Annotated in this window: 22 protein-coding genes; 10 read left to right on the top strand and 12 right to left on the bottom strand. The window is 47.2% G+C overall.

Translation table 11 applies throughout. From position 1 onward, the window contains the following. From GF401_18715 to GF401_18670, 10 genes are all read right to left on the bottom strand, one after another. A partial coding sequence (locus GF401_18715; GenBank protein MBD3347092.1) for a polyribonucleotide nucleotidyltransferase occupies positions 1 to 2,057 on the bottom strand: 2,057 nt, incomplete at its 3' end. A 90-nt stretch (positions 2,058 to 2,147) separates the two neighbouring features. Beyond that, a complete protein-coding gene (rpsO, locus tag GF401_18710; protein ID MBD3347091.1) occupies positions 2,148 to 2,417 on the bottom strand; it encodes a 30S ribosomal protein S15 in 270 nt (89 codons plus the stop codon). 1 nt (position 2,418) lies between these two features. Beyond that, positions 2,419 to 3,351 (bottom strand): hypothetical protein, encoded by a 933-nt coding sequence (locus GF401_18705; GenBank protein MBD3347090.1) that lies wholly within the window; start codon positions 3,349 to 3,351, stop codon positions 2,419 to 2,421. A 9-nt stretch (positions 3,352 to 3,360) separates the two neighbouring features. After that, entirely contained in the window at positions 3,361 to 4,227 is an 867-nt protein-coding gene (gene truB / locus GF401_18700; protein MBD3347089.1) for a tRNA pseudouridine(55) synthase TruB, read from the bottom strand. Beyond that, positions 4,224 to 5,207: a hypothetical protein gene (locus GF401_18695; protein ID MBD3347088.1), complete on the bottom strand. Its 984-nt coding sequence runs from the start codon at positions 5,205 to 5,207 to the stop codon at positions 4,224 to 4,226. The genes truB and GF401_18695 overlap by 4 nt, the downstream gene beginning before the upstream one ends. Beyond that, entirely contained in the window at positions 5,170 to 5,529 is a 360-nt protein-coding gene (gene rbfA, locus GF401_18690; GenBank protein MBD3347087.1) for a 30S ribosome-binding factor RbfA, read from the bottom strand. The genes GF401_18695 and rbfA overlap by 38 nt, the downstream gene beginning before the upstream one ends. Before the next feature lie 189 nt (positions 5,530 to 5,718). Beyond that, positions 5,719 to 8,085: a translation initiation factor IF-2 gene (infB, locus tag GF401_18685; protein ID MBD3347086.1), complete on the bottom strand. Its 2,367-nt coding sequence runs from the start codon at positions 8,083 to 8,085 to the stop codon at positions 5,719 to 5,721. 44 nt (positions 8,086 to 8,129) lie between these two features. Continuing rightward, positions 8,130 to 9,563, bottom strand: coding sequence for a transcription termination factor NusA (gene nusA / locus GF401_18680; GenBank protein ID MBD3347085.1), 1,434 nt, complete (start codon positions 9,561 to 9,563; stop codon positions 8,130 to 8,132). A gap of 21 nt (positions 9,564 to 9,584) precedes the next feature. Further along, complete coding sequence (locus tag GF401_18675) at positions 9,585 to 10,043, bottom strand: ribosome maturation factor RimP (protein MBD3347084.1); 459 nt, start codon at positions 10,041 to 10,043, stop codon at positions 9,585 to 9,587. 260 nt (positions 10,044 to 10,303) lie between these two features. Beyond that, a complete protein-coding gene (locus tag GF401_18670) occupies positions 10,304 to 11,641 on the bottom strand; it encodes an HD domain-containing protein (GenBank protein ID MBD3347083.1) in 1,338 nt (445 codons plus the stop codon). Between the two features lie 221 nt (positions 11,642 to 11,862). Between GF401_18670 and GF401_18665 the strand changes: the two genes are divergently transcribed. Next, positions 11,863 to 12,924 (top strand): hypothetical protein, encoded by a 1,062-nt coding sequence (locus GF401_18665; GenBank protein MBD3347082.1) that lies wholly within the window; start codon positions 11,863 to 11,865, stop codon positions 12,922 to 12,924. A 145-nt stretch (positions 12,925 to 13,069) separates the two neighbouring features. Here the strand turns inward: GF401_18665 and GF401_18660 are convergent, their stop codons facing one another. Continuing rightward, a complete protein-coding gene (locus GF401_18660) occupies positions 13,070 to 13,858 on the bottom strand; it encodes a tetratricopeptide repeat protein (GenBank protein ID MBD3347081.1) in 789 nt (262 codons plus the stop codon). Positions 13,859 to 13,986: 128 nt separating this feature from the next. Further along, on the bottom strand, positions 13,987 to 14,928 hold the full coding sequence (gene murB, locus GF401_18655; protein ID MBD3347080.1) for a UDP-N-acetylmuramate dehydrogenase: 942 nt from the start codon (positions 14,926 to 14,928) through the stop codon (positions 13,987 to 13,989). A 109-nt stretch (positions 14,929 to 15,037) separates the two neighbouring features. On the opposite strand from murB, the gene GF401_18650 reads away from it, so the two are divergent. From GF401_18650 to GF401_18610, 9 genes are all read left to right on the top strand, one after another. Beyond that, positions 15,038 to 15,595 carry a hypothetical protein gene (locus GF401_18650; GenBank protein MBD3347079.1) on the top strand — a complete coding sequence of 186 codons (558 nt, stop codon included), beginning with the start codon at positions 15,038 to 15,040 and terminating at the stop codon, positions 15,593 to 15,595. Positions 15,596 to 15,725: 130 nt separating this feature from the next. Next, the gene (locus GF401_18645; GenBank protein ID MBD3347078.1) at positions 15,726 to 16,430 is read left to right on the top strand and encodes a hypothetical protein; all 705 of its coding nucleotides are present in this window, start codon (positions 15,726 to 15,728) and stop codon (positions 16,428 to 16,430) included. A gap of 283 nt (positions 16,431 to 16,713) precedes the next feature. Continuing rightward, a complete protein-coding gene (gene tssA / locus GF401_18640; GenBank protein ID MBD3347077.1) occupies positions 16,714 to 18,171 on the top strand; it encodes a type VI secretion system protein TssA in 1,458 nt (485 codons plus the stop codon). Between the two features lie 23 nt (positions 18,172 to 18,194). Continuing rightward, complete coding sequence (gene tssB, locus GF401_18635) at positions 18,195 to 18,716, top strand: type VI secretion system contractile sheath small subunit (protein MBD3347076.1); 522 nt, start codon at positions 18,195 to 18,197, stop codon at positions 18,714 to 18,716. 50 nt (positions 18,717 to 18,766) lie between these two features. After that, a complete protein-coding gene (gene tssC, locus GF401_18630) occupies positions 18,767 to 20,287 on the top strand; it encodes a type VI secretion system contractile sheath large subunit (protein MBD3347075.1) in 1,521 nt (506 codons plus the stop codon). Between the two features lie 193 nt (positions 20,288 to 20,480). Continuing rightward, positions 20,481 to 20,966: a type VI secretion system tube protein Hcp gene (gene hcp / locus GF401_18625; protein ID MBD3347074.1), complete on the top strand. Its 486-nt coding sequence runs from the start codon at positions 20,481 to 20,483 to the stop codon at positions 20,964 to 20,966. Between the two features lie 276 nt (positions 20,967 to 21,242). After that, a complete protein-coding gene (locus GF401_18620) occupies positions 21,243 to 22,178 on the top strand; it encodes a hypothetical protein (protein MBD3347073.1) in 936 nt (311 codons plus the stop codon). Then, entirely contained in the window at positions 22,175 to 22,684 is a 510-nt protein-coding gene (locus tag GF401_18615) for a hypothetical protein (GenBank protein MBD3347072.1), read from the top strand. Before GF401_18620 ends, GF401_18615 begins: the two co-directional genes overlap by 4 nt. 3 nt (positions 22,685 to 22,687) lie before the next feature. Further along, positions 22,688 to 24,703 (top strand): DEAD/DEAH box helicase, encoded by a 2,016-nt coding sequence (locus GF401_18610; GenBank protein MBD3347071.1) that lies wholly within the window; start codon positions 22,688 to 22,690, stop codon positions 24,701 to 24,703. Positions 24,704 to 24,774: the final 71 nt, after the last annotated feature.

Here is a 24,774-nt window from a genome sequence, read left to right as displayed (position 1 = left end):
CTGCTCAGGCGGATTTTGCCGAAGCGGTCGAAGCCGACTACTTTGACTTTCATGGGGTCGCCGACCTTGCAGATGTCGGTGACTTTTTCCACCCGGTGATTTTCCATTTCAGAAATATGAACCAGGCCTTCTTTGCCGGGGAGATATTCGACGAAGGCGCCGAAATCGACGGTTGTTTTTACCACGGCATCGAAAGTATCACCGATTTCCGGATCGGAAGCGACAGCTTTGATCCGTGTGAGGGCGGCTTCTTTCTGTTTCTGGTTGGCGGTATAGACATTGACCGTCCCGTCATCCTCCACAGCGATTGTTGCGCCGGTGACTTCCTGGATCTCTCTGATTACTTTACCACCCGGGCCGATCAGATCGCGGATTTTATCTTTGTCTATCGAAATCGTGGCGATCCGGGGGGCAAAGGCCGAAAGTTCGGTCCGGGCCTTGGAAATGGCGTCTTCCATGATGTCGATAATTTTCAGCCGGGCAACACGGGCTTTTTCCATAGCCTCTTTCATCAGGTCGGCGGTAATGCCGTGGATCTTGATGTCCATCTGGATAGCGGTAATTCCTTCGCGGGTACCGGCAACTTTGAAATCCATATCTCCGAGATGGTCTTCGGTGCCGAGAATGTCGGTGAGGATCGCCACCTGGTCGCCTTCTTTTACCAGTCCCATTGCCACGCCGGCAACATGTGCCTTTGAGGGGGCCCCGGTGGCCATCAGGGCCAGGGAACCGCCGCAGACCGTGGCCATCGACGATGAGCCGTTGGATTCGAGGACCTCCGAGACGATGCGAATTGTATAAGGGAAACTCTTTTCACTGGGCAGGATCGGATTGAGCGACCGTTCGGCGAGATGGCCGTGGCCGACTTCCCGTCTGCTGACCGGGCCCATGCGCTTGGTTTCTCCAACTGAGAAGGGCGGAAAGTTGTAGTGAAGCATATAGGTTTTGCTGTATTCTTCCTGGACATTGTCGATCCGCTGCTCGTCGAGTTTGGTTCCCAGGGTGGTGACCACCAGTGCCTGTGTCTCACCGCGTGTAAAGAGGGCGGAGCCGTGGGCCCGGGGGAGAACATCAAGATCGCAGGTAATGTCTCGGATGGTATCGCAATCCCGTCCCCCGATCCGTTCACCCTTCTCGAGGATCGTTTTCCGGATATCCTGTTTTTCGATTTCATGAAATGCTTCGGCAATTTCGCTTTCCCGTTCTGGAAACCGTTCGGCCAGGGCGGCAGTTACTTCGTCAAGAAGCACTTTGAGGCCGCTGTATCGCTCCTGTTTATTGCCGTTATAGCTGATTTCGTGAATTCTGTCTTTTACAAGCTTTTCTACTTCATCGAAAATCTCTTTGTCCGGTTCCGGTGAAACGAATTCGATTTTTGCCTTACCGGCTTCGGCAACAAGCTGTTTTTGAAGCACCACCAATTTCTTGATTTCTTCGTGGGCCAGAAGAATTGCTTCAATGATCGTCTCTTCGGCAATTTCGTAGGCGCCGCCTTCAACCATGACGATAGAATCCTCGGAACCGGCGATGATCAGGTCCAGGGGACTGGCTTCTGTTTCGGCCAGGGTAGGAAAGACTTTCAGTTTGTCGTCGACCATACCGACTCTGACCCCGGCAATGGGCCCTAAAAAGGGGATGTCCGAAAGTGAGAGCGCGCATGATGCTGCCGTAATTGCAAGAACATCGGCATCGTACTGTTCATCGGCCGAAATGACCGTGTTGACAATCTGGAGTTCGTTTTTGTACCCCTCGGGGAAAAGTGGACGGATTGGACGGTCGACCAGCCGGGCGCTGAGGACCTCTTTTTCACTCGGCTTGCCTTCCCGTTTGAAAAATCCGCCGGGGATTTTTCCGGCAGCATAGGATTTTTCGATATATTCGACCGAGAGTGGAAAAAAACTGATATCCTCACGCGGGTTACCCGCACATGCCGTCGACAACACCATGGTGTCGCCAAGACGGAAAACAGTTGAGCCGCCAGCCTGTTTTGCCAATCGACCGGTTTCCAGCGAGACCTTAAGGCCGTTAATTTCTGTTTCAAATTTTTTGTATGTCATAATATTTACCAATCTGTGTAAAATAAGGGTATGGTCCATGGTTGGTTACGACCTGCACGGTGCAGGGACTCATGAACCGGTATAGTATTGTTATTTTCTGATACCGAGTTTTTTAATCAGGCTCCGATAGGCACTAATGTCTTTTTTGATCATGTAGTCCAGCAGTGATCGCCGCTGACCAACTAATTTCAGAAGGCCGTAGCGGGTATGATGGTCCTTTTTTTCAATTTTAAGATGCTCGGTAAGTTCTTTGATTCGTTCGGTGAGGATCGCAATCTGAACAGCGGTATTTCCGGTATCGGTTTCATTCTCACCATACTCTTTGACGAGCTCTTTCTTTCTCTCTTTGGTGATTGTCATCTCATTTCTCCCTTAAGAAAAATTCTTTAATTGTTGATACATCCTTTGAAATTTGTTCGGTCAGCCGGCCACCAGTTGCGAAGGCGTGGTCGGGGCGGATAAAATCATAGAGCCATAACCGTGCGGTTTCACCAACTGGTGGTTCTCCGGTGATGGCATCGAATGAATGAAATTCAAAATGTTCTTTTCTCGTTGCAAATGTCGGACAGGTACCGTAATAGACAGCGCCGGTCCAGGTCGCATTTTTATAGTGCACTTTTCCTGCATAGACCCCTGTATGCGGTGTTACCTTGGGAGGTGTTACGCCGGCAAAATTCAAGGTTGGATACCCCTGTTTTCTTCCCTGTTGTATTCCACCAATGCGTTTGGTGAGTATCAGATAGGGATGCCCCAGCAGATACACGGCCTCAGAAAGCCTCCCTCCGATTATCTTTCTGCGTATCTCGGTGGAAGAAATCATACTCCCCTCCAACACGGCAGTGGGAACAATAAACGTACTAAAATGCATTCTGCCTCTTGATTGATGCAATGAATTGCTGTCTTTCTTGTCCTTCCCGAACATATGCCCTTCACCCATAACCAGTTCTTTGAGGCCTAATTTTCTGCTCAATATTTTATCGATAAATTCCGAATAGGTCATATGCTGCAACGATGAATCAAAGGAGAGACTGACAAGATAATCGATTTCCCTGGATTCGACAAGAACACATTTTTCTTCGAGGGTAGTAAGTATCGGCTGTTCACCATCGGGATTGAGCACCGCCCGGGTGTGGGGTTCGAAGGTCACCAGGATACTTGCGGCATTATTTTTCCGTGCCCGCATAACGACTTCGTCGATAATTATCCCGTGCCCGCGATGGATACCGTCAAAATTGCCTACCGCGGCGACACTTGCGGAACAGGAAAAATTCTCTAATGATCTGATAAGTTCCATAGTACTATTCTATTTAATGACAATATCCGGATGAAATTTATTTGCATCGCACGGGGTGAGAAGAGCAACAAAACCGCTTTCTTCATCCATCGCAAGGACCGGTTTGCCGTTCTGAGTTTTAACCGGCAATGAAAGGTCCTGACCATTGGAAAGCGCTTTGACCTGGTCCCGGTCAACAAATATCCTTGGGAGATCATCGAGCATTTCGCTTATCGATATAATATAATCGGTATTTTCGGCGGTAATCCGGTCTGGTGTGACCGCTTTTTTTACCGAATACCGCCCCATACCGGTTCTTTTTATTGATGATGCATAGCCGCAGGTTCCAAGTTTTTCTGCAATGTCCCGGGCCAGGGAACGCACATAGGTTCCCGATGAACAGGAGACGGTTAATTGTGCAATGCCCTGTGATTGATCGAAGGTGTCGAGAGTAAGAGAAAAAATCGATACTGTTCGCCGGGGCAGGTCGAATTCTTTTCCTTCCCGTGCCAAGGCAAAGGCTCGTTTTCCTTTAATTTTTATTGCCGAATAGCGTGGGGGGGTCTGTTCGATACGGCCGGTAAAATCAGGGATCACTGCCCGGAGTTCATTTTCTTCGGGGATTTTTTCATTCTCTTTGATAATGCTCCCTTCAGGATCCAGCGTATCTGTCTGGGCACCGAAAGTTATGTCGAATTCGTATATTTTGGGTTCGAGCGATAAACAGGGGATAAGCCTTGTTGCTTTGCCCAGGGCCAGTATCAGGAGCCCGCTTGCATTCGGATCGAGCGTACCGCAGTGACCGGCTTTTGATATTTTCAGTTGCCGTTTTACCTGAGCTACCACGGCAAAAGAGGTGGGACCGCCGGGCTTATCAACACAAATAAAACCGTTCAATGTGAATCGAGCTCCTTACGAATAATATCGAGCATATACGCTATAGCTTCTTCGTAGGGCATATAAATGGTACAGCCGGCAGCGCTTCCATGGCCGCCGCCACCGGGAATTTTCTGTGCAATCTTGCCGACATCGACATCGCCGCGGGATCTGAGACTGAAATGGGTCTCGGTATCCTTGTATTTGATAAACATGCCGACTTCTACACCCTGCGCAAGAACCGTCCTGTCGGCAATGCCTTCAGAATCGCTGTAGGATGCGCCGAGTTCATCGATCAGGCTGAGGGGCAGTTTCAAAGCACAGATACGGTCATCGAGGAAGAATTCAAGACTCGACCAGATCCTGGACCAAAGCATCATACCACTGCGGGTATGCGAATCATAGGCACGCTGATACATTTCCGAGCAGTTAAGCCCCTTTTCAGCAAGATGAGAGCAGATTCTCAGAACTGCACTGGTCGTATTGGAAAAACGAAATCCACCGGTATCAGTCATGATTGCGATATACAGGTATTCGGCGACTTCCCTGGGATAATCAACAGCGAGCGATTCGAAAAAGAGATAGATAAGTTGGGCGGTTGCAGCTACATCCTTATCCACAATATTGATATCGGCGAAATGTGTGTTGTCTCTATGATGATCGATATTTACCATGAAACGGGAAATTGAATCATGTCCGCTCCAGCCCAGACGATCGGGATTCGAGCAATCGAGGATAACCAGAACATCAAAGGAATCTTTAGGTTTTGTGTATGAAATTGCTGATGAATTATGAAGGAAACTGAACCGTGAAGGAAGCGTATCGTGATTATAAATCGAGACTCTTTTGCTCAGGCTTTTCAGATACCAGTACATTGCGAGCTGGGATCCGATACTGTCGCCGTCCATGGATAGATGGGATGAAATTAAAAAAGAATCGTTCCGGTCGATGACTGCTTTTAATTCAGTCCAGGTCATTTTCCATATCCCGTAAGAGTTCATCCACCCGGTATCCCCGGTCGAGTGAGGTGTCGATCTTGAAATAGAGTTTCGGCAACCGCCGGGTGGATACCCGTCCGGCGACAAATTTCTGGATAAAGGGCGCCGCTTTATTGAGGGCCCGAACGGCCTCTTCTTTGTCAACTTCCTCCGATTGAATGTGAACGTATACCGTTGCATTACGGCTGTCGGGCGAGATGGTTACATCGGTAATGGTCAGCAGGGGCGGAACGCGGGGGTCTCTGACCTGAGTAGAAATGGCCCTGCCTACTTCACGGTGAAGGAGCTCTTTGAGTCTGTGTATGTGATACTGCGGTGAAGTCATTATGTCAAACCCGATGCTGCCGTTATGCGTACGTCTAACGAAAAAACTCTCTATCGCTTAACATCCGGAGCAGAAAGTCGCTGGATGCAGTAGTCCGGCAATTGACTGCCGCGCTGTACGACGACGGCCCTTTTACAAAATGCGGGCTAATGCACAAGACATTCGCAACCGTGTTTGTCTGATCTCGTATTAAGCCTGGAGCTTACGAGCGATCTCAACCTCTTCATAGGTTTCGATTCTGTCACCGACTTTAAAGTCGGAAAATCTATGGATCGTGACACCGCATTCGTAGCCACTCTGGACCTGCTTGACGTCGTCTTTATGACGGCGCAGCGATGATATTTCGGTATCAGCAATTTCTATATCGTCGCGAATTATGCGAGCTTTTGAACCACGGGTAACGGCGCCCGAGGTTACCATGCAGCCGGCCACAATTCCGATTTTCGAAATCTTGAAAACTTCACGGACCTCGGTATTGGAAAGAATATTTTCCTTAATTTCCGGTGCAAGCATGCCTTCCATAGCCAACTTGATCGCATCAACGGCTTCATAAATAATCCGGAACGTTCTGATATCGACGCCTTCTTTTTTCGCCAGCTCACGGATTTTGGTGTTCGGGCTGATATGAAAACCGATAATAATGGCATTTGATGCTGCTGCCAGCATAATATCGGCTTCATTCACGGCGCCGACGCCTTTCCGGATAACATTCACCCGGATTTCATCGTTAGTGAGTTTGATGCATGATTCGGCGAGTGCTTCAACAGAGCCGTCCACGTCACCTTTAACAATAAGATTGAGTGACTGAACGTTTCCGGCTTTAATTTGCTCGTAAAGATGGTCGAGAGAGACCGTACTGATCCGCCGGAGTTCCCGTTCTTTCTGGGCAAGGCGTCGTCGGCCGCTGATTTCTCTGGCCTGTTTTTCATCTTCGACGACCTTGAAGGTGTCACCTGCCTGCGGTGTGCCGGTGAGTCCGAGGACTATAACCGGTTGTGACGGTCCTGCGGTATCGACCGAGGCTCCCCGTTCGTTAAACAGGTCGCGCACACGGCCATGATGAATTCCGGTGACAAAGGGATCGCCTTTTCTTATGGTTCCTTTTCGTACAAGAATCGTGGCAATAGCGCCCTTTCCGCGGTCAAGTTCCGACTCGATAACAACCCCGGACGCTTTTCCATCGGCCGAGGATTTAAGCTCGAGCATTTCGGTTTCGAGCGCAAGGGTTTCCAGAAGCTTGTCGACGCCAAGACCGGTTTTCGCCGAAATTTCGATACAGGATATTGTTCCTCCGTATTCTTCAACAACGACATTGTACTGGGCCAGCTCACCTTTAACCTTGTCGATATTTGCGGTAGGAAGATCGACTTTATTGACTGCTACGACAATCGGAACATTAGCTGCCCGGGCATGGTCGATCGCTTCTTTTGTCTGCGGCATGACCCCTGAGTCGGCGGCCACGATAAGAACGATAACATCGGTAATCTGTGAACCACGGGCACGCATGGCGGTAAAGGCTTCGTGACCCGGTGTATCGAGGAAGGTCACATTACCGTGATTGGTTTTGATTTCGTAGGCTGCAATATGTTGCGTAATACCGCCCGCCTCACCGGCGATGACATTGGTCCGGCGAATATAATCGAGTAATGACGTTTTTCCGTGGTCGACATGACCCATAACCGTCACAATCGGCGCGCGGGGAATAATCTCTCCCTGTAACTCTTCTTCGGATTCGGATTCTTCTTCGGGCGCATACTCTTCAAGGAGTTTTGCCGAATATCCGAATTCGTCGGCAAGAAGCTCGATAGTTTCAAAATCCAGCCGCTGATTGATGGTAACAAAGAGGCCCAATTCCAGACATTTTGCAATGACTTCGGAGATGGCTTTACCGATCATATTGGCCAGTTCGGCTGCGGTAACAAATTCACTGACCTCTAAAATTTTCTTTTCTTCTGTTTCATCGGTCTCTTTTTTGATATCTTTTTTATACTTTTTCTTCGCCGATCCGGCGCCGATTTTTGCCAGCGTCTTTTTTACATTCGATTTAAGTTCGCCTTGTCTGATTTCCGGCTGTTCATGTCGCCGTTTGCCATGCTTTTTCTTCTGCTTTTTATTATAGCCGCCGGGTTTTCCTCCACGAGAAGGACCGGCTTCTGAAGAAGGTGCCTTTTGGGGACCGGTTTTGGCCTGTTCCTTATCAACAGGATATACCTCCACCTTTCCGCTATCCCGCCGGGGATGGGGGCTGGCTTTTCTCTCTGTTCTTTTCCGTTGCCGGGGTTGAGCTTCCGGTTCCGGTGCGGGCGCTTCTTTGGTTTCGGCTTTGGCAAGCAGTTCTTCACGCTTTTTAGCAAGCATTTCCTTTTTACGGGTATATTCTTTCTTGATTTCAGCGCGTTCCTGCTCGAATTTCTGCTTGATTTCATCCCGCAAAGTTTCGTCAACAGTGCTCATATGACTTTTGACGGGAATACCCATACCACGAAGCATTTGTACCAATGCTTCGCTCGAAACTTTGAATTCCTGTGCCAGTTTGTAAACTTTTTCTTTAGCCATGCAAAAAACCTCTGCTTATGGTTAAGTAACCTCTAAGCACTCCTTTATGATTGCTGCTCTTCTTTTTCACTTTCACTGCCTTGTTCTTCAGCCGCGTCGTGTTCCTTCTCAGCTTCTTCGGTTGCGCTTATTTTGTCTGCTTTTTCAATATCCTGATTGTCGGCTGGAGTTGCTTCCGAAGATTCATCAGAAACGCCAACCAACTCTTCATTTTCTTCTTCCTCACCGGTCTCTTCACCGGTCTCAGCCTCTGTTTCAGCCTCTGTTTCCCCGGTTTCGGCTGGAGTTTCTTCACCGATATCAGCCGTTTCGTCACTCTCGGCTTCTTCTGAAGCTTCGACGCCGGTTTCTTCGACCTCTTCTTCAGGTTCTTCGATCTCTTCCCTGAGCGCCTCTTCCTTTTGCGCATCGGTCATTGCCCCAAATTCTTCATCACCGTAGACATCGATTTCTCTATTGAGTATGCGTGATGCCAGTCTGATATTCTGGCCCTCTTTTCCGATCGCCTGAGCAAGATCGTCTTCTTCGATAATAACGACAATTTTGTTATCACCAATTTCAAAAACACGCTTGACTTCAGCGGGAGAGAAGACCCGGCGCACCAGGAGTGACAGCTCGCTGGTCCAGTTAATGATATCGATACGCTCGTTGGAGAGTTCACGAACAATGGCCTGAACCCTGTTTCCACGCATGCCGACGCACGCACCAACAGGATCGACCCGTTCATCTGAGGTAGCGACCACTATTTTTGACCGGTGGCCTGGATCGCGGGCCACTTTAACTATTCGAACTGTTTTATCAAAAATTTCCGGCACTTCCAGTTCAAAAAGACGGGCAAGAAAATCGGGACAGGTCCGGGAAATGATGATCTGCGGGCCCTTGGTATTGTTTTTCACTTCGGTAATACAGGCCCGAATCGTATCTCCCTGACGAAAACGTTCCTTGCGAATCTGCTCTTTATAGGGAAGCAACGCTTCTGTGCGGCCCAGATTAACGAGGATATTTCCTTTATCGATCTGCTGGATCGTGCCGGTAATGAGTTCTCCAATACGGTCGGAATAATCCTGAAATATTTTTTCCCGCTCGGCTTCTCTTACCCGCTGGACAATGACCTGTTTTGCGGTCTGGATTGCGGTACGGCCGAACATCGCAATATCGAGATCTTCAATCAGCTCATCACCGACTTCCAGTTCCGGATCGAGCGTTTTAGCTTCTTGGACACCGATCTCTTTTTCAGGGTCCTCAACTTCCTCGACAACCGTGCGACGGGTATAGACCTCGATGGTTCCTTTTTCCCGGTCGACTTTAACCTCAACGTTTATCGGTGTGCCTAAATATCTTTTTGCAGCACCGGAAAGCGCTTCCTTTAAAGAATCTAAAACCAGGTCCTGGGGAATACTTTTTTCTTTAGTCAGGCTGCCTATTGCCGTGGCAATATCCAGTTCTTTAGCAAGTTTAACTTTTGTTTTTCGCTTCATAGAGCTAAATCCTCAATAGCGTTACTTGAATTCGAATTCAATTTTTGCATGTTCTATCTGTGAAAATGGAATTTCTACTTCACGTTCCTTTACCAGAAGCCGCACCCCGGAACCTGAAGATCCCAGGATTTTCCCGGTAAGAGTTTTGCTTTTTTCGAATTGTTCTTTCAGTTTGAGTTTGACCGGCCGTCCGGTATTCCGCTGATAATCCTTTTCGGTTTGCAACGGGCGGTCGGCGCCGGGTGATGAGACTTCAAGAATGTACGGCTGCCTGCCAAAAATATTTTCTACATCAAGCAACATAGACAGATCTCTGCTTACATTCTCACAATTTTCGATAGTCACCCCAGTGGGACTGTCGATATATACTCTAACGATTTTCCGGGGACCGGTAGGAATGACTTTCAATTCAAATAGTTCGAACCCAAGCTTTGTGAGCCTGTTCTCGACTGTTTGAATGATCTGGTCCCGAATATTCATTGTTTTTTCTCTATAAATCTTTCTCAATAAATCTTTAAATCTTTCTCTTTTGCTGCAAAATTGCCGGTTGATAACAAAAAACGGGCTTTCGCCCGCGCATGATGCATCCCAGAGAAGTGAATTAAAATACTTAATTATACATAGACTCTACAAGGGAAAAACAAATTAGGTCGCTTAATTACCTTAATCGGTAAAAAATACGATCGTCAATATGCACTTAAACATGTACCGGGATACCGTTTTACAGCGGGAATTATTATTCATTGTATTGGCTTCTTTTCGATGGTCTTGTGCAACCATTCCAGAGCTTCATCCCGGGTTGTAATTCTTTCTTCCAGCTGAAGATCATAAGCCTGTTTGAGGATTTTTCCGAACAGAGGGCCGGGAGTCAGACCGGCGTCGATTAAATCTTTTCCCCGCAAAAAGGGAGCGGGCTTTATCATTTCGGCAGTGAGTTCTTGTTTCTTTTCTTTCAGGAATTCGTAATTTTCCAGATCCCCATGACTTGCCAGGCAGTCTACTTTGTGAAGAACCATTTCATCATCGAAAGTTGGGCGGGCAAGAAATTTTTTGAGCGTCGACAGCCTCATTTTTTTGACATTCATGAAATTCATGTGGTTGTCGATACACTCATAGACATTTTCGATGAGTGCGCGGGATGCTTTGAGCCGTTTCAGCACTTTTCGTGACATAAGTGCGCCTATATGCTGATGTTGATTGAACCGTATCCGGTCCATTCGTTTCATGGTACCGGGTTTCCCGATATCGTGGAGAAGGACGCTCCAGGCTGCACACTGTGAGGGATCTTTTAAAAGGCCGAGCGCTTTTACCGTATGAGCAAAGACATCACCTTCCGGATGAAACTCCGGGGGTTGCTCGACACCCACAAGTGCTTGGATTTCCGGAAGAATCAAGGGAAGGAGCCCGGATTCGTGTAAAAGGATAATCGCCCTGTCCGGATGCGGGGAGCGAAGCATCTTGTCCAGTTCCTGAAATATCCTTTCGGGTGATATGGCACCGATTCCCTTCCGGGCACTGCATACCGCTTTCCAGGTGGTATCCTCGACAGCATAATCGAATCGTGCGGAAAAGCGGATGGCCCGAAGCAGCCTGAGGTAGTCTTCCCTGAACCGTTCTTCGGGATTCCCGATTGCTCTAATGATTCCCTTTTCAAGATCTTCTTTGCCGGAAACATAATCGAGTACTTCCCTTGTCTCGGGATCGTAAAAGAGTCCGTTGATAGTAAAATCCCGGCGTTGAGCATCCTCGCGTTCATCAACAAAGGCAACTTCATTTGGATGGCGCCCGTCTTTTATACCGATATCGGCACGGAAGGTTGCTACCTCAAAGGGGATATTGTTCCTGATTACAATCATAACACCGAAATGCTCACCCACGCGGGCGACTTTCGGAAAAACCCGGGCAATATCTTCCGGGCGGGCGCTTGTTGCGATATCGATATCGCTTTCTTTTCCATTTGCAATCCCAAGCAGCATATCACGCACATATCCCCCTGCATAAAGCGCTCTGTATCCATGGCGGTTGAGGCGGCGGACAATGTCGTGGGCTAATTGTTCTTTTTCATTTTTTTTAGGCATAGAATCGAAACGAATATATATTCATAAAGGTGTTGTCGATGTGCCGACTTCATTGAATATACGACGCACCGGGCGAAAATCAAGCGATAATCCCATTTAATAATTAAAATAAACTATTATTATTGACACTAACTCAGGTAATAAAGCATCTTTAATTCTAACAAAATTACACCTTTCCCCCTAAAAAGAGGGAAAAATTCACTATTTATCGGTGGAGGGCTATGATGATAAAAGCTATTCGGTTAGTCATCGGCTTAAGCGCTTTGATGTTGCTTGTTTCATGTACTACCGGTTCTTTAGAAAGCCGGGGAGACTCTGCATACAAAAAAGCCCAGAGCGCAACCGGCGATGAAAAACGGCGTCTGGAAAAAGAAGCATATACCTATTTCTGGAAAGCGGTTAAAAAAAAGGACAACTATGCTTCAGTACGAACCAGTCTCAGAAACCGGTTCATCGAAACAACGCTTATTCGAGGAAATCTGATTTTATCAGAAGCTACGTCGACCATGGATGCGCTGGGTCTCTTTGTGCAGGATATCGATTCTTTGATGTCGCCCGATGTTAAACCCGAGTTGAAACAGAAATATGCAGGATTTTTATCGCGACTTGCAGATTCCAGTGAAGCCAGAGGGAAGGTTTATCTGGCAACTGAATGGCTTGATAAAGCGCTTGCCGTTGCCAGTAATCCATCAAAGATCCAGGAGCAGCGGAAAAACCTGATCAACGACTTTGTCAATGGAAAGCTGGAACTGGCCCGGATGCAGTATGAAGACGCCCGGGGTAATAAAGAAGAAATCGAAGAGATGATTCGTGCGGAATTCAATGCAAAACTCGCTCTGTACCTGGATCCGGAGAATGAAAAGGCCCAGAGCCTGCTCTCGGATATTTTCCGTGAAACCAAAGACACCTATTCTGCTTATGATGCGGTTATTGAAGATAAACCGGACTCAGCTATTTATGATAAGGTCAATAAGTACGATATTCTCATGGCATGTCCGGTAATAAAACAGTCGGGTAGAGGGGTAACAATCAAGGCAAGTATCTATAATTATTCCTACAATCCCCTCCGGCTCTGGTCCAAAAATTTCTTTATCGAAAATGAAGACGGCAAACGCTATGTGGCACGGAATAATTCGAAAATTGATAAGGAAATCCTCGACCAGGAGCACGAATGCAAAGATATGCTCCTCTATTTTCCGTCACCGGCAGGAAAAGTTAAGAAGCTGGTCTACGAATATAAAACAGATTTTGGAAAGCATTATTCCGAAAAAGCTTTCTTCTGATAAGCTGTTTTCGGGTGGTTATAAAAATGCCCTGTCCTTTCATGCAAAGGACAGGGCTTTGTGCATTAACAGTAGACTTGCCGGGTTTTATTCAGTCGAAACGCTCTTCTCTGCGGCTCCGCGGCGAACCGGGCTGAATTCGAGCTTAGAAGAATTCCACACTGTCGACAACAAGCAACGATTTTTTAAAGGTCGATTCGGAGCTTTTTTGCTGAGCCGAATTCAGGGAAGCTCCGGATTTTGGGTGGTTTGAATCGGCGATGTTTGCTGCTTCTTCTCGGGCAGTATCGTTTTCGACCGGTTCTATTCTGCTTTTAATCATGGCGATTTTATCGGGGATAAATTCCAGTTCGGGGAAAATATTCCGAAGGTTTTCGTATTCTGCGATTGCTTTTTTGTATTGTTTTTTTTGCAAATAAATATCGGCGGCAATGCTGTATGATGCAATTGCCGGGCTGCCGGACGACTGGACCGTTCGGAGAATTTCAAGAGCATGGTCATCGTTACCGCCAACCAAGGCTCCGAGGGCCCGGGAGATACGGAGTGCGTTGTTGATTTCCTGCCGGGTGGTATCAACTGATGAACGGATTACCGTAAGAGACTCGGCAATTTCCTTTTCCCGATTATTAAACTCTACAGAAAAAAGGATAAGAACCGAGAGCGTAATTACCAGGGAGACAATTCCTATAATTAGTGCAGCGTAGGAAATACGGGGAGAGACGGTTGACGATTGCAGGAGCCGTTTTGCTACCTTGTTCGATTCGATTTTGTTGAGCTGAATGACCGCGTACCCACATTCCCGTGAATCGGGGAATTTTTCGATCAACTGTCGGTAGATAGCGCATGCCTCGGCGATCTTATATTCCTGGTAATGGAGTTTGTAGGCTTTTTCGTAAAGCTCAAGGGGTGTATCTGCGGTCTGGTTTTTATCCATGAAATACCTCCGGTATGGTATTGCACAAAGAGGAAATGACAAGGAGGAATATAATACCTGCAGGAATAAAAAGATGAAAAAAAATACAGTTTTTGTTTATCCGACACCGGTACCGGTTGAGAACAAAGCTAAAAATCCGTTTCCGGAAGTTCATCAACCGGCCGTTCGAATCCAAGAAAGCGCACTTCGGGTTCTAGTTTGACATTGTATTGCCTGAGTATTTCAGCGCGCATTTTTTTAATTAAAAAGAGAATATCATCGGCCCGGGCATTTCCGCAATTGAGAATGAAACCACCATGTTTTTCGGAGATTTTTGCATCATTATGCCGAAATCCTTTCAAGCCAAGCTCTTCGACCATCTGTCCGACATAATAGCCGGGGGGTCGTTTGAATACGCTTCCGCATGACGGCATCTCCAAGGGCTGTTTTTTTCGGCGCCTGCTGATTTGCGAACAACGTATCTCTTTCAGATGGGCCTGGTTGGCCCGGGAAAGCTTCAGAAGACAGCCGATTACAGGCCGGCCTTGGAGTTCGGGCGCGGAACGGTAGCCAAAGGAAATTTCATTCCGGTTTATAGTCACAGGGATATAATTGTGGTCCAGTATCGTTACCTTCTCGACAACATCACCGATTTCAGCACGATCGACACCGGCGTTCATGGTAAGTGCGCCACCAACCGTACCGGGAATTCCTGCTAAATACTCGACACCGCCAAGAGAGTTGTACTCGCAAAAAATCACAAGGTCCCGAAGTAAAACGCCGGCATCAATATCAACGAAAGGGCCGTCAGAAGAAAGTGAGTTAAAACCTCTGCGCAGGGTGACAACCACTCCCCGGTATCCCTTATCTGAAACAAGGACATTGGCGCCCTGGCCGAGAAAGAAAAATGGAATGCGGTTTTTTTTACAAAACTGAAGGATTTCGATCAGAGTGTCGAGTCTGTCGGGAAAGGCGAATATGTCGGCCGGTCCGCCGACCCGGTATGACGTATGCAGCGAGAGGGGCTCATCGATATGATAACACCCCGTGCTTCGGCTTTCAAAGAAATCGAGTAGAACTTTATCCGGCATAGTAGTATCATTAAAGTGAAGTGATAATTAGAAAAATAGTTTGAGAAAAGGATTGATACAGCTTTTTGTGGATATACGGGCAAACGACGGAATAATGAGAATGGTTTATATGAGGCGTATAGTAATGTATAGTGCCTTTTTCTGGGGCTTTAACCTTCTCTTTTGCAGCGATGTTAATACGCCCCAAACACCCTATGTTCCATCGGTGGTATTTGAAGGTTATGTTAACGGGGGAAAAGTTACACTGGAGGGCAACCGTTATCACCCGAACGCCTGCAGCCTTGATGTAGATACGGTGGTAATCTTTGTCTGTTCAAAAGACTATGCTCCTTCGGGAACGCCCGGCACCCCGGTCGGATCGTATATGCGACTGCTTATTTTGCCCTTTAATGATACGATTCCTCGAACGAAAATCGGTACGAAGGAGGTGAAATTTCGTTTCACGAGTCATCATATGGTCACCCAGAGCTACGAGGTTGTCCCTAAAGATTCTCTGGCACGGAACGAGCGTTATGTGCGAATGGATATCGAATCATTTGCTCGCAGGGGCGGAACCCGGATTTCCCTGACCGGCTTTCAGGCCCGGGCGCCGGTTATGATGGGCACCGTGGGGAGAGAGCCCTGTGTAATTGACCGTGGTATTCTTTACGGCGCGGTCGGGCGATAAACGTATTTGATGGCGGCAACACAAAGGTGAATCATGCAAAACAGGCAAGAGAACAAAAAAGATTACCGAATTACTTAATAGAAGGCATGACAGGTTGATACAGAGAGGGTGTTATTATAAAATGTATTGTATGATTAAAGGAGTAGAATTTTTATTATGCATTGCACTGATATATCCGGTATTTGCAGCGGAACCGCCGGTCGGTTTTCAGAATGCGGTATGGGGTATGAGTGCTTCAGAAGTACGAAGTACGGTTAAGCCTGAGCAGTGGAAACAGGTTCAGCTCGAAACCGATTTTCCCGAAGAATTGAATCTTTCGGTCTATTCCAGCAGTGCTGATATTGCCGGATATCCGGCGGAAATCCGCTACTTTTTTGTGGAAGACCGATTTTTTCAGGTAACGGTCGTTTTTGATTTTGACCACCTGGCATCCTATGATTTCAATTACAATGTTTTTCGCAGCGTGGATGAGTATTACCGGCATATCCGGGATCAGTCGCTGACCTTTGTTCATGATATTTATGATTTATTACGCAAGAAATATGGTAAAAAACAACCGGTGTTCAAGGGACTCGATCCACGGAAGATATTTCTGAACACCGATCGATACATTCAGAAGGAGCGCTGGAATCTGCGCTACCATCCTTCGGAATATTATAAACGTATCATTACTTCAGCCTATGCACGGTGGGATTTCCCTAAAACCCGGGTAATTTTCTCGGTTAATGTATCGGCTGCAGACAAGCGTTTCGATTATATGCTTTCGCTTACCTCCCTTGATTTCGAAAAGTATATCAACAAAAGGAAAGATATGCTCCGCATGGAAAACCTCTAACACGGGCGGTTCCCCGCCGCCAATTTCCGTGATTTGATTTGAGCATGTCTTTCTGCCACCGATTTTTATTGGTCCTCACCCGCTCCTTCTCAAAGGGCTTGGGACGGGTAAACAAAAAATTATTGGCAAAATAGAAAACTATAGCCCCTTTATTAAGTGAATTATTATATTGTAGTGGATTGCAGATTTTTGTGGATGCCTATCCCGAAAATTCTTAGCCTAGGAGAAGCATATTTCCGACCTGCTCGAAATAATCAAATCTCCCATACCCGGAGATAATCCCATGGGAGAGAATGTCAATTACGATACCGATTTCGATGCCCTCAAGAGTGAAATAGGGAAACTTGGAGGGATCGATTATGAATTGATCATAAATAACAGCAGGAAAATCCTGGCCGAAAAATCAAAGGATCTGCGGGTGATGGCCTTTTTAAGCTTTGCGTTGCTTCGTGACGAACAGTGGGAAGCATTTGCAGATCTGTTTGAGGGCATGACATCACTTACAGAACAGGATTATGATAATTGTTTCCCTGCTCGCCCGCGGGCCAAAGGGCTGGCAATTAAATGGATTTCAGAAGAGCGATATACCGAATTCTGTAATCAGAAAAAGCCCACCGAAAGCGACTATGAACACATAACGCGGCTTGTTGAATCGCTTACAAAACTGAAAAGTATTCTGGAATCAAAATTTCCCGATGGTTCTCCCTTTCCATCGAATCTCTTTAAAAAAGCCCAGTCCTGGGAAAAGGCTTGTAAGCCGAAGCCCAAAGCCGAGCAGTCACAGCAACAACCTGCCCAGAATCAAGCTCAGGCCTATGAGACGCCAAAGCAGGCCCAGACTGAAGGAAAAAAACTTGCCCGGTTTCTTATTGAAAAAGAGCCCGTAAAAATAATGGGATACCGTCTTATGCGTTCACTCAGGTGGGATCTGATGGAGAATGCACCTCCGGCATCCGACGGCAAAACGCAGCTCCAAGGACCCAATGCCCAGCAGAAAGCCTTTCTTGAAGGATTGATTGGTCAGAAAGACTGGAAAACACTCTTTGAAAAGTCCGAAGAAACGTTTACCGGCGCCGGAAACCACCTCTGGCTCGATCTGCAACGATATTCCGCAACCGCCTGCAAGGAGCTTGGTGAAAGCAATGCAGCAATACGGGATATCATTCTTATTGAAACCGCCGTGCTCCTTAAACGGATACCCACGCTGGTGGAGTTGGCTTTTACCGATGGGACACCGTTTTGCGATGATACGACAAAGAGCTGGATAAAATCCGAAGTCATGTCTGCACTCTCGGGAGGCAAGGGGGGCGATAATGACGGCGATGAAGACGATGATGAAGATATCCTTGAAAAGGAAAAACGTGAAGCCCAGTCACTGGCAGCCACCGGAAAAGTCGATAAGGCGCTGGAGCTGCTGCAGAATGGAATCAGGAGTTCTTCGTGCGAAGAAGATAATTTCAACCGGTCTATTTTGATGGGGCAACTCCTCCTCAAGGGTAAACAACCCGATATCGCCGTTTCGATTCTGGAGGCCCTTGACGAAAAAATCGACACCTACCATCTCCATTTGTGGAATCCCGATCTGGCGGTGGAAGCATGGGCGGTTTTGGTACAGGCGCTTAAGGTTGGAAGGGCAAACAAGCCGCAGAATCAACAGGTGGAGATGACAACAAAACTCAATGATACGGTAAAAAAGATAAGTCAGATAAACCCGACTAAGGCATTTACATTAAACAAATAAATTAAACGGAAAGGCAGGTTATTATGGCCGGAAGTTTTCAAAATGAAATCCCCCCTGCACGGATCAATCTTAAACTTGATGTGGGTAAGGGTGATGCAAAGAAGAAAGTTGAATTGCCTCTGAAGATGCTTGTCATGGGAGAGTTTTCAGGCGAGGAGCATGATGAACGGGTGGTCGATCGGGAAAAGATCAATATCAACAAGAACAATTTCACCCAGGTTATGGAAAGCATGGACCTCAACCTGAAATATTCGGTCGAAAACAAACTGACCGGAGAGGGCAATATCAATGTCGATCTTGATATTAAAAACATGGATTCTTTTAAGCCCGAAAATATCGCCAAGGAGGTCCCCGCCCTCAGCAAGCTTCTTGCAGCCCGGAACCTGATCAAGGATCTGAAATCGAATCTTTTAGACAACAGAGAATTCAGAAAACGTCTTGAAGATATCATCAAAGATCCTGATACGGCGAAATCGTTGCAGGAAGAATTAAAGAAAATTGTTCCGGAAGAAACTGAAGAAGAAAGCAAGGAAGAGAGCAAGTAAGCCGGTATGCCGGCATACCCTATTGTCATACAAACCGAGGAGTAACGATTATGGCAAATCAAGAAGAAAAACAGGCGGAAGCACAGGCCGAAAATGCAACCAGCCTGGAATATATTTATCAGACAATGAATTTATCGGTCCCCGAATCAGCGGTGGATGTTGTCAATTATAAGAATGCCGAGGCACTGGCCGACAGTAATGCCAATGAACGAATCGGTGCGGCCCTGGCCTTCTTTGTCAGCAGCGTTCTCGAATCTGAACAGACCGTCGATAAAATCGATAAGGTGCTGCTCGATCAGCATATCGCCGAAATCGACAAAAAACTGTCACACCAGCTGGATGAAATCATACATAATGAGAAATTCCAGAAAATGGAATCGGCATGGCGGAGTCTGAAGTTTCTGGTCGACCGCACCGATTTCCGGAAAAATGTCAAGATCGACCTTCTGGATGCATCCAAGGATGAATTGGCGGAAGATTTCGAAGATGCTCCCGAAACAATCCAGTCGGGGCTTTACAAACATGTCTATACCGATGAGTATGACACACCCGGCGGTGAACCCTACGGCGCAATCGTCTCCAATTACGATTTTAACAGCGGCGCGGCCGATGTCGGTCTGCTGCAGGAAATCGCAAAGGTTTCATCATCATGCCATTGCCCCTTTATCGGTTCGGCAACACCGAAATTTTTTGGGAAGGATAATGTCCACGACCTTCCGAAAATCGAAGACCTTCATAACTACATGGAGCGTTCCGAATTTCTGAAATGGAACAGTTTCAGGGAGTCCGAGGATTCTCGATATGTCGGCCTGGTGCTTCCCCGGTTTGCACTCCGTCTGCCCTACGGTTCCGAAACGCAGCCGGTGAAGGAATTCAATTATGAAGAGGGTGTGAAAGGCGACGACCACGAAAAATATCTCTGGGGGAATGCATCCTTTGCTTTCGCAGCCAACATGGTGCGCTCATTTGTTGACAACGGATGGTGTGTGCAGATCAGAGGCCCGGAAGCCGGCGGAAAGGTCGAGGATCTGCCGATTCACCTGTACGATGTCGGTAAAGGCAAACAGATGAAAATTCCTACCGAGATTCTCATTCCTGAAACGCGGGAATTTGAATTTGCCCAGGAAGGATTCATTCCGCTTTCATTCTATAAAAACAGAAACTACGCCTGTTTCTTTTCTGCTAATTCGACTCAGAAACCACAGGAGTATGATGATCCTGCAATCACGGCAAATATGCGGATTAATTCGCGGCTTCCCTATATTTTCCTTGTTTCCCGTATCGCCCATTACCTGAAGGTAATACAGCGTGAAAATATCGGATCCACCAAGAGCCGGAAAGTACTGCAGGATGAATTGCAGGAATGGATTAACGGACTGGTAACCGAAATGAACGATCCCGGTCCCGAGCTGATCGCTACCCATCCGCTGAAAGCCGCTGAAGTTGAAGTGAAAGAGATCGAGGATAATCCTGGATTTTTCACGGTTGGCCTTGCGGTCATGCCGCACTTCCAGATCGAGGGTATCGATATCAATCTGTCGCTGGTATCGCAGATGCCGAAAAGTAAGTAGAGACAGTGTGTTCTATGTGTCAACTTTTCGTGAGCTGCGCATATTTGAGGATGGTCCGGTATGGGCTGCCGAAAATCGAACTGTTAAAAAAGTGCATGGTTTGTGATTTGAATCACAGACTTTGCATGTGCTGGAATAATATATTTAAGTCGTAAACAAAAAACAATTCACCCTTCTTTGAAAGGAGTAGGTCATGCCAATACCGGCCTATATGTGGATGACAGATGAAAACGGCAGTGAAGTTAAAGGTTCTGTGGATGTCGCTGGCCGTGAAGGAAGTATCGAAGTTCATGAGTTTCATCATGAAGTGCGGATCCCCACCGATCCCGATACCGGTAAGCTGACAGGTACCAGAAAGCATGAAGCCATTACGCTTGTGAAAGCCTATGATGCTTCATCGCCGTACCTTTACAAAGCAGTGTGTGAGGGCCAGACTTTCACGCAGGTCGAGCTGAAGTGGTTCCGTATTGATGATACAGGCACCGAAACCGAATATTTCAACCATCTTTTAGAAGATGTGAAGATTTGTTCGGTCCAGCCGATCATGTACAATGTTAAAGACCCCACAAAGGAACGCTATCTTCATCTCGAAAAGGTGAGCATGCGTTACCAGAAGATCACCTGGACCTACCTCGATGGAAACCTTCAGGCTTCCGATTCCTGGAGAGAAGGAAGGTAAGTTCCCGATTTTCAGATGGAATAATAAAGCCCTGGATGTCTTCGTCCGGGGCTTTTTTGGTAATGAAGGATCCGGCAATAAACAGAGCACTTTGTGCGCAGTATTAATTAACCGCCCCGGTGAGGGATAAGAGGCTCCTGTATGTGAAGGTGGAGAAAACCGGAAAAACCGTGCCAAATGATGTGTTGCTTTCGAAATTTCGGATACAGTCTTCCTTTTCTTATTGTTTTTCTCCTTGCATTTGAAAGTTGTACCAACATTTCCAGTCCGGCTTCCGTGAAAGAAAAACCGACCTATAAGGGAATGACAATCTTTTTTTACGGGACCGAGCGAAATACCTTTGATCCCGTCGATTTCGATAATAATCTTGAAAAAATTGCCGGTCTTGGTGTTAACACTATCGTTTTGATACCCTATGGTTTTCAGGAAACAATCAGTTCAAATCATATCACCCGGGATGATCCCCGTTCGATTCCCGATGCCGATTTTATTTCCGCATGCAACAGGGTTGTGAAGAGAGGATTCACCCTTGTCGTTAAACCTCATGTAGATGTGAATACCGGTGATCCCCGGGCGGATATCATTCCCTCGGACAGGCCGGCATGGAAAGCATCGTATCTGAAATTTATCCTCCATTATGCCCATCTTGCAGATACCCTGGGGGCCCATATATTCTGTGTGGGTACCGAATTGACTGCTCTTTCGCAGGATACGCACCTATGGCACGAGATAATCGATTCCTGCCGCAGCCGGTTCCGCGGTTTGCTTACATATTCGAGTTGTCCTCAGGAAGTTTTGAGCGTTCAATTCTGGAACAAGCTGGATTATATCGGTGCTAATGCCTATTTTCCGGTCAGCAAAAGAAATAATCCGATGCTTGAGGATATGCTCTTTTCCTGGGCCTCATGGAAAGAGATGCTTCGTGATGTTTCACTTTCTCACCATCGTGATGTTCTCCTCACCGAAATCGGGTATATGAATCATACGCTTGCTGCAGAAAATCCCGGGAGTTTCGAGCACAAAGGCGACAGGGATGACCGTCTTCAGGCCGACTGCTACCGTGCAGCATTGATTGCATCGGAAAAAATGGATTTTTTGCATGGCATGTTCTGGTGGCAGTGGGAGTTGAATGATCGGGGAGACACTGCTGCTATTGATTACACACCCCGGGGCAGGCCTGCGGAAAGGGTGGTAAAGGAGTACTGGCAATGAAATCTGCAATTATGGCTATTATAATTATATTAGGTGCAGGCGCAGGTTTTTCCTATGGCGAAGAGCTGTTGCCGGAAAAGAGAAAACCCGGGCCGGTTGAACTGGGCATGTCAGGTGCAGCATCGTTTGAAGACAGCGAGTTTAATGCGACCCTTGCGGCAAGCGGCCGGTGGAAAATATGGAGGGGGCTGCTGGTTCGATATGGGTTAGCCTTTGAAGAAAAGCACAATTCCTTTTTCAAGGTGTGGAATTCTTTTGGCGCGGGCTATGAATTCACCTTTAACAAAGCATCTGTTCCTCTGTATTGCGGCGGTGGATTGACAACAACCGGGTTGTGGAAGCATATTTTGAACCGTCCCTTCGGTTCTATTGGTGCCGGCGTTCGGTATGCTATCCTTCCCCATGTCGGAATAGGTCTGAATGTCGAGGTGGCCGCCTTTTCCGAAGGAATTTTCGAGGAACATTTATTGTTTGGATTTTTTATCACTCCCGGACCGCGCGATTAGTCAATGGCACAGCAATCATATTCAAAACGTCTCGATTTTTTATCGCCCCTTTCTTCAATTCCCGGTTTTGGTCCGAAGCGGTTTGCGGCATGCAAAGAAAGCGGACTCGAAACTATCGGCACTCTCTTGTACCATTTTCCCCTGCGCTATATCGACCGTTCGGTAATAACACCCCTGGCAGCGGTACACAAGTTCAGAGACTCTCAGTGTTCGGTTATCGGGACTGTCACACGAACACGGGTTGAGAAAGGACGGAAGCCGCGACTGAGGATCCTTGTTGAAGATGATTCCGGAGCGATCGAAGCGCTCTGGTTTCATGGCATTCCTTATCTGAGAGCCATGCTTCATACCGGGAAACGTCTTATGTTGACCGGCAAAATCGGCTGTTACGGAAAATTCCAGATGGTCCATCCGGATATTGAAGTAATGGGAAAGGATAAAACCGCTCCCGATGTTCCCTATTTACCGATTTATTCGATCAGTATGGCAATGCGGAGTGCCACCATTAATCAGAAGACACTTTTCAAGGTGATCAAATGGGTACTGAAAAATCTCAAGCATTATCCCCAGATTTTACCTGCAATGATCGAGCAGGAAAAAGGATTTCCCTCTCTCCAGGAATGTCTGACCCAGATTCATATGCCCGATGATCCGGATTTACTTGACCGTTTTCGGGACCGTATTAAATATGAAGAGTTATATCAGCTTGCATTGTCGCTTCGCTGGAGTAAAAGGAAGTTTGCCCAGCCTGGCCGGTCGATGAAAGCAGGGGGGCTTATGTCCCGGATAGAAGACACTCTTCCCTTTACACTCACCGATGAACAGCGGCGGGCCGTATCGATTCTTCACAAAGATTCGGCTGTTGATGTACGAATGCATCGTCTGTTGCAGGGTGATGTGGGTTCCGGAAAAACCGTTGTTGCTTTCTGTGCCTGCCTGCCTGCACTCAACGAAGGCTGTCAGGTAGCCTGGCTGGCGCCTACCGAAGTTCTGGCGACCCAGACCCATACAACGCTTACCACTTTTCTTCGTCCCTTGGGGATTAAGCCTTCACTGTTGAAAGGGGGAACTGCTTCCTCACAGAAACGGAAGATCATTGCCGGCCTGAAGAACGGCGAGGTCCGTTTTGTTGTAGGCACCCATGCCTTACTTCAGCCGTCGGTTGCATTTGCAAAGCTTGGGATGATCGTGATCGATGAACAGCACCGGTTCGGTGTCCGCCAGCGCCTGACCCTTCAGGAAAAAGATCCCGCTTCGGATTTTCTCCTCATGTCGGCTACGCCGATCCCCCAGACTCTGGCAAAAACCCTCTATGGCGATCTGGATATTGTCAGCCTTAATCATCTTCCGGTAGAAAAGAAACCGGTGAGAACCCATGTTGTTCCCGAAAAGAAACGAATGGAAATGGAGCGGTTTGCACGGGAACATATCGAATCGGGTAAAGGACAGGTGTTTTATATTGCACCACGGATCGAAGGCGATTATGCCGGTGAAGAGGGGGTTGGCGATGTGACATCGTTATTTGAAAAGTTAACCGGCGGTACTTTTAAATCCATACCTGTCGGATTGCTTCACGGCCGCATGGCAATTGAAGACAAGGAGCGGGTAATGGAGCAGTTTGTTATGGGCGAAATCAAGCTTCTTGTATCGACAACAGTCGTGGAAGTAGGAATCGATATCCCGTCGGCGAGTATCATGATTATCGAAAATGCGGAACAGTTTGGCTTGTCCCAGCTTCACCAGTTACGCGGGCGGGTTGGCCGGGACGGCCGGGACGCCTATTGCTTTTTGCTTGCATCCTTTGAAAAAGAGAGCGTTGCTGAAGAACGGTTGAACCATTTTTGCAGCGACCATGATGGTTTTTCCATTGCCGAGCGGGACCTGAAACTCCGCGGTCCCGGTGAAGTTATTGGAATACGTCAATCGGGATGGGATGAACTTACCATGGCGGATATTGTTCGTGACGCGCCGCTTTTCAGAGAAATTCAGGAAAAGCTCGATATGCTTCTTGAGCGTTGATTTAAAAATATTTGATTTTATTCATTTTGCTGTTGTTTTTCTATAGTACTGAATAACTATTTTATAGTTTT

The organism is Chitinivibrionales bacterium (assembly GCA_014728215.1).
Lineage (GTDB): Bacteria > Fibrobacterota > Chitinivibrionia > Chitinivibrionales > WJKA01 > WJKA01.
The sequence above is the reverse complement of the archived record's forward strand: the minus strand, read 5'-3'. Positions and strand labels throughout refer to the sequence as shown.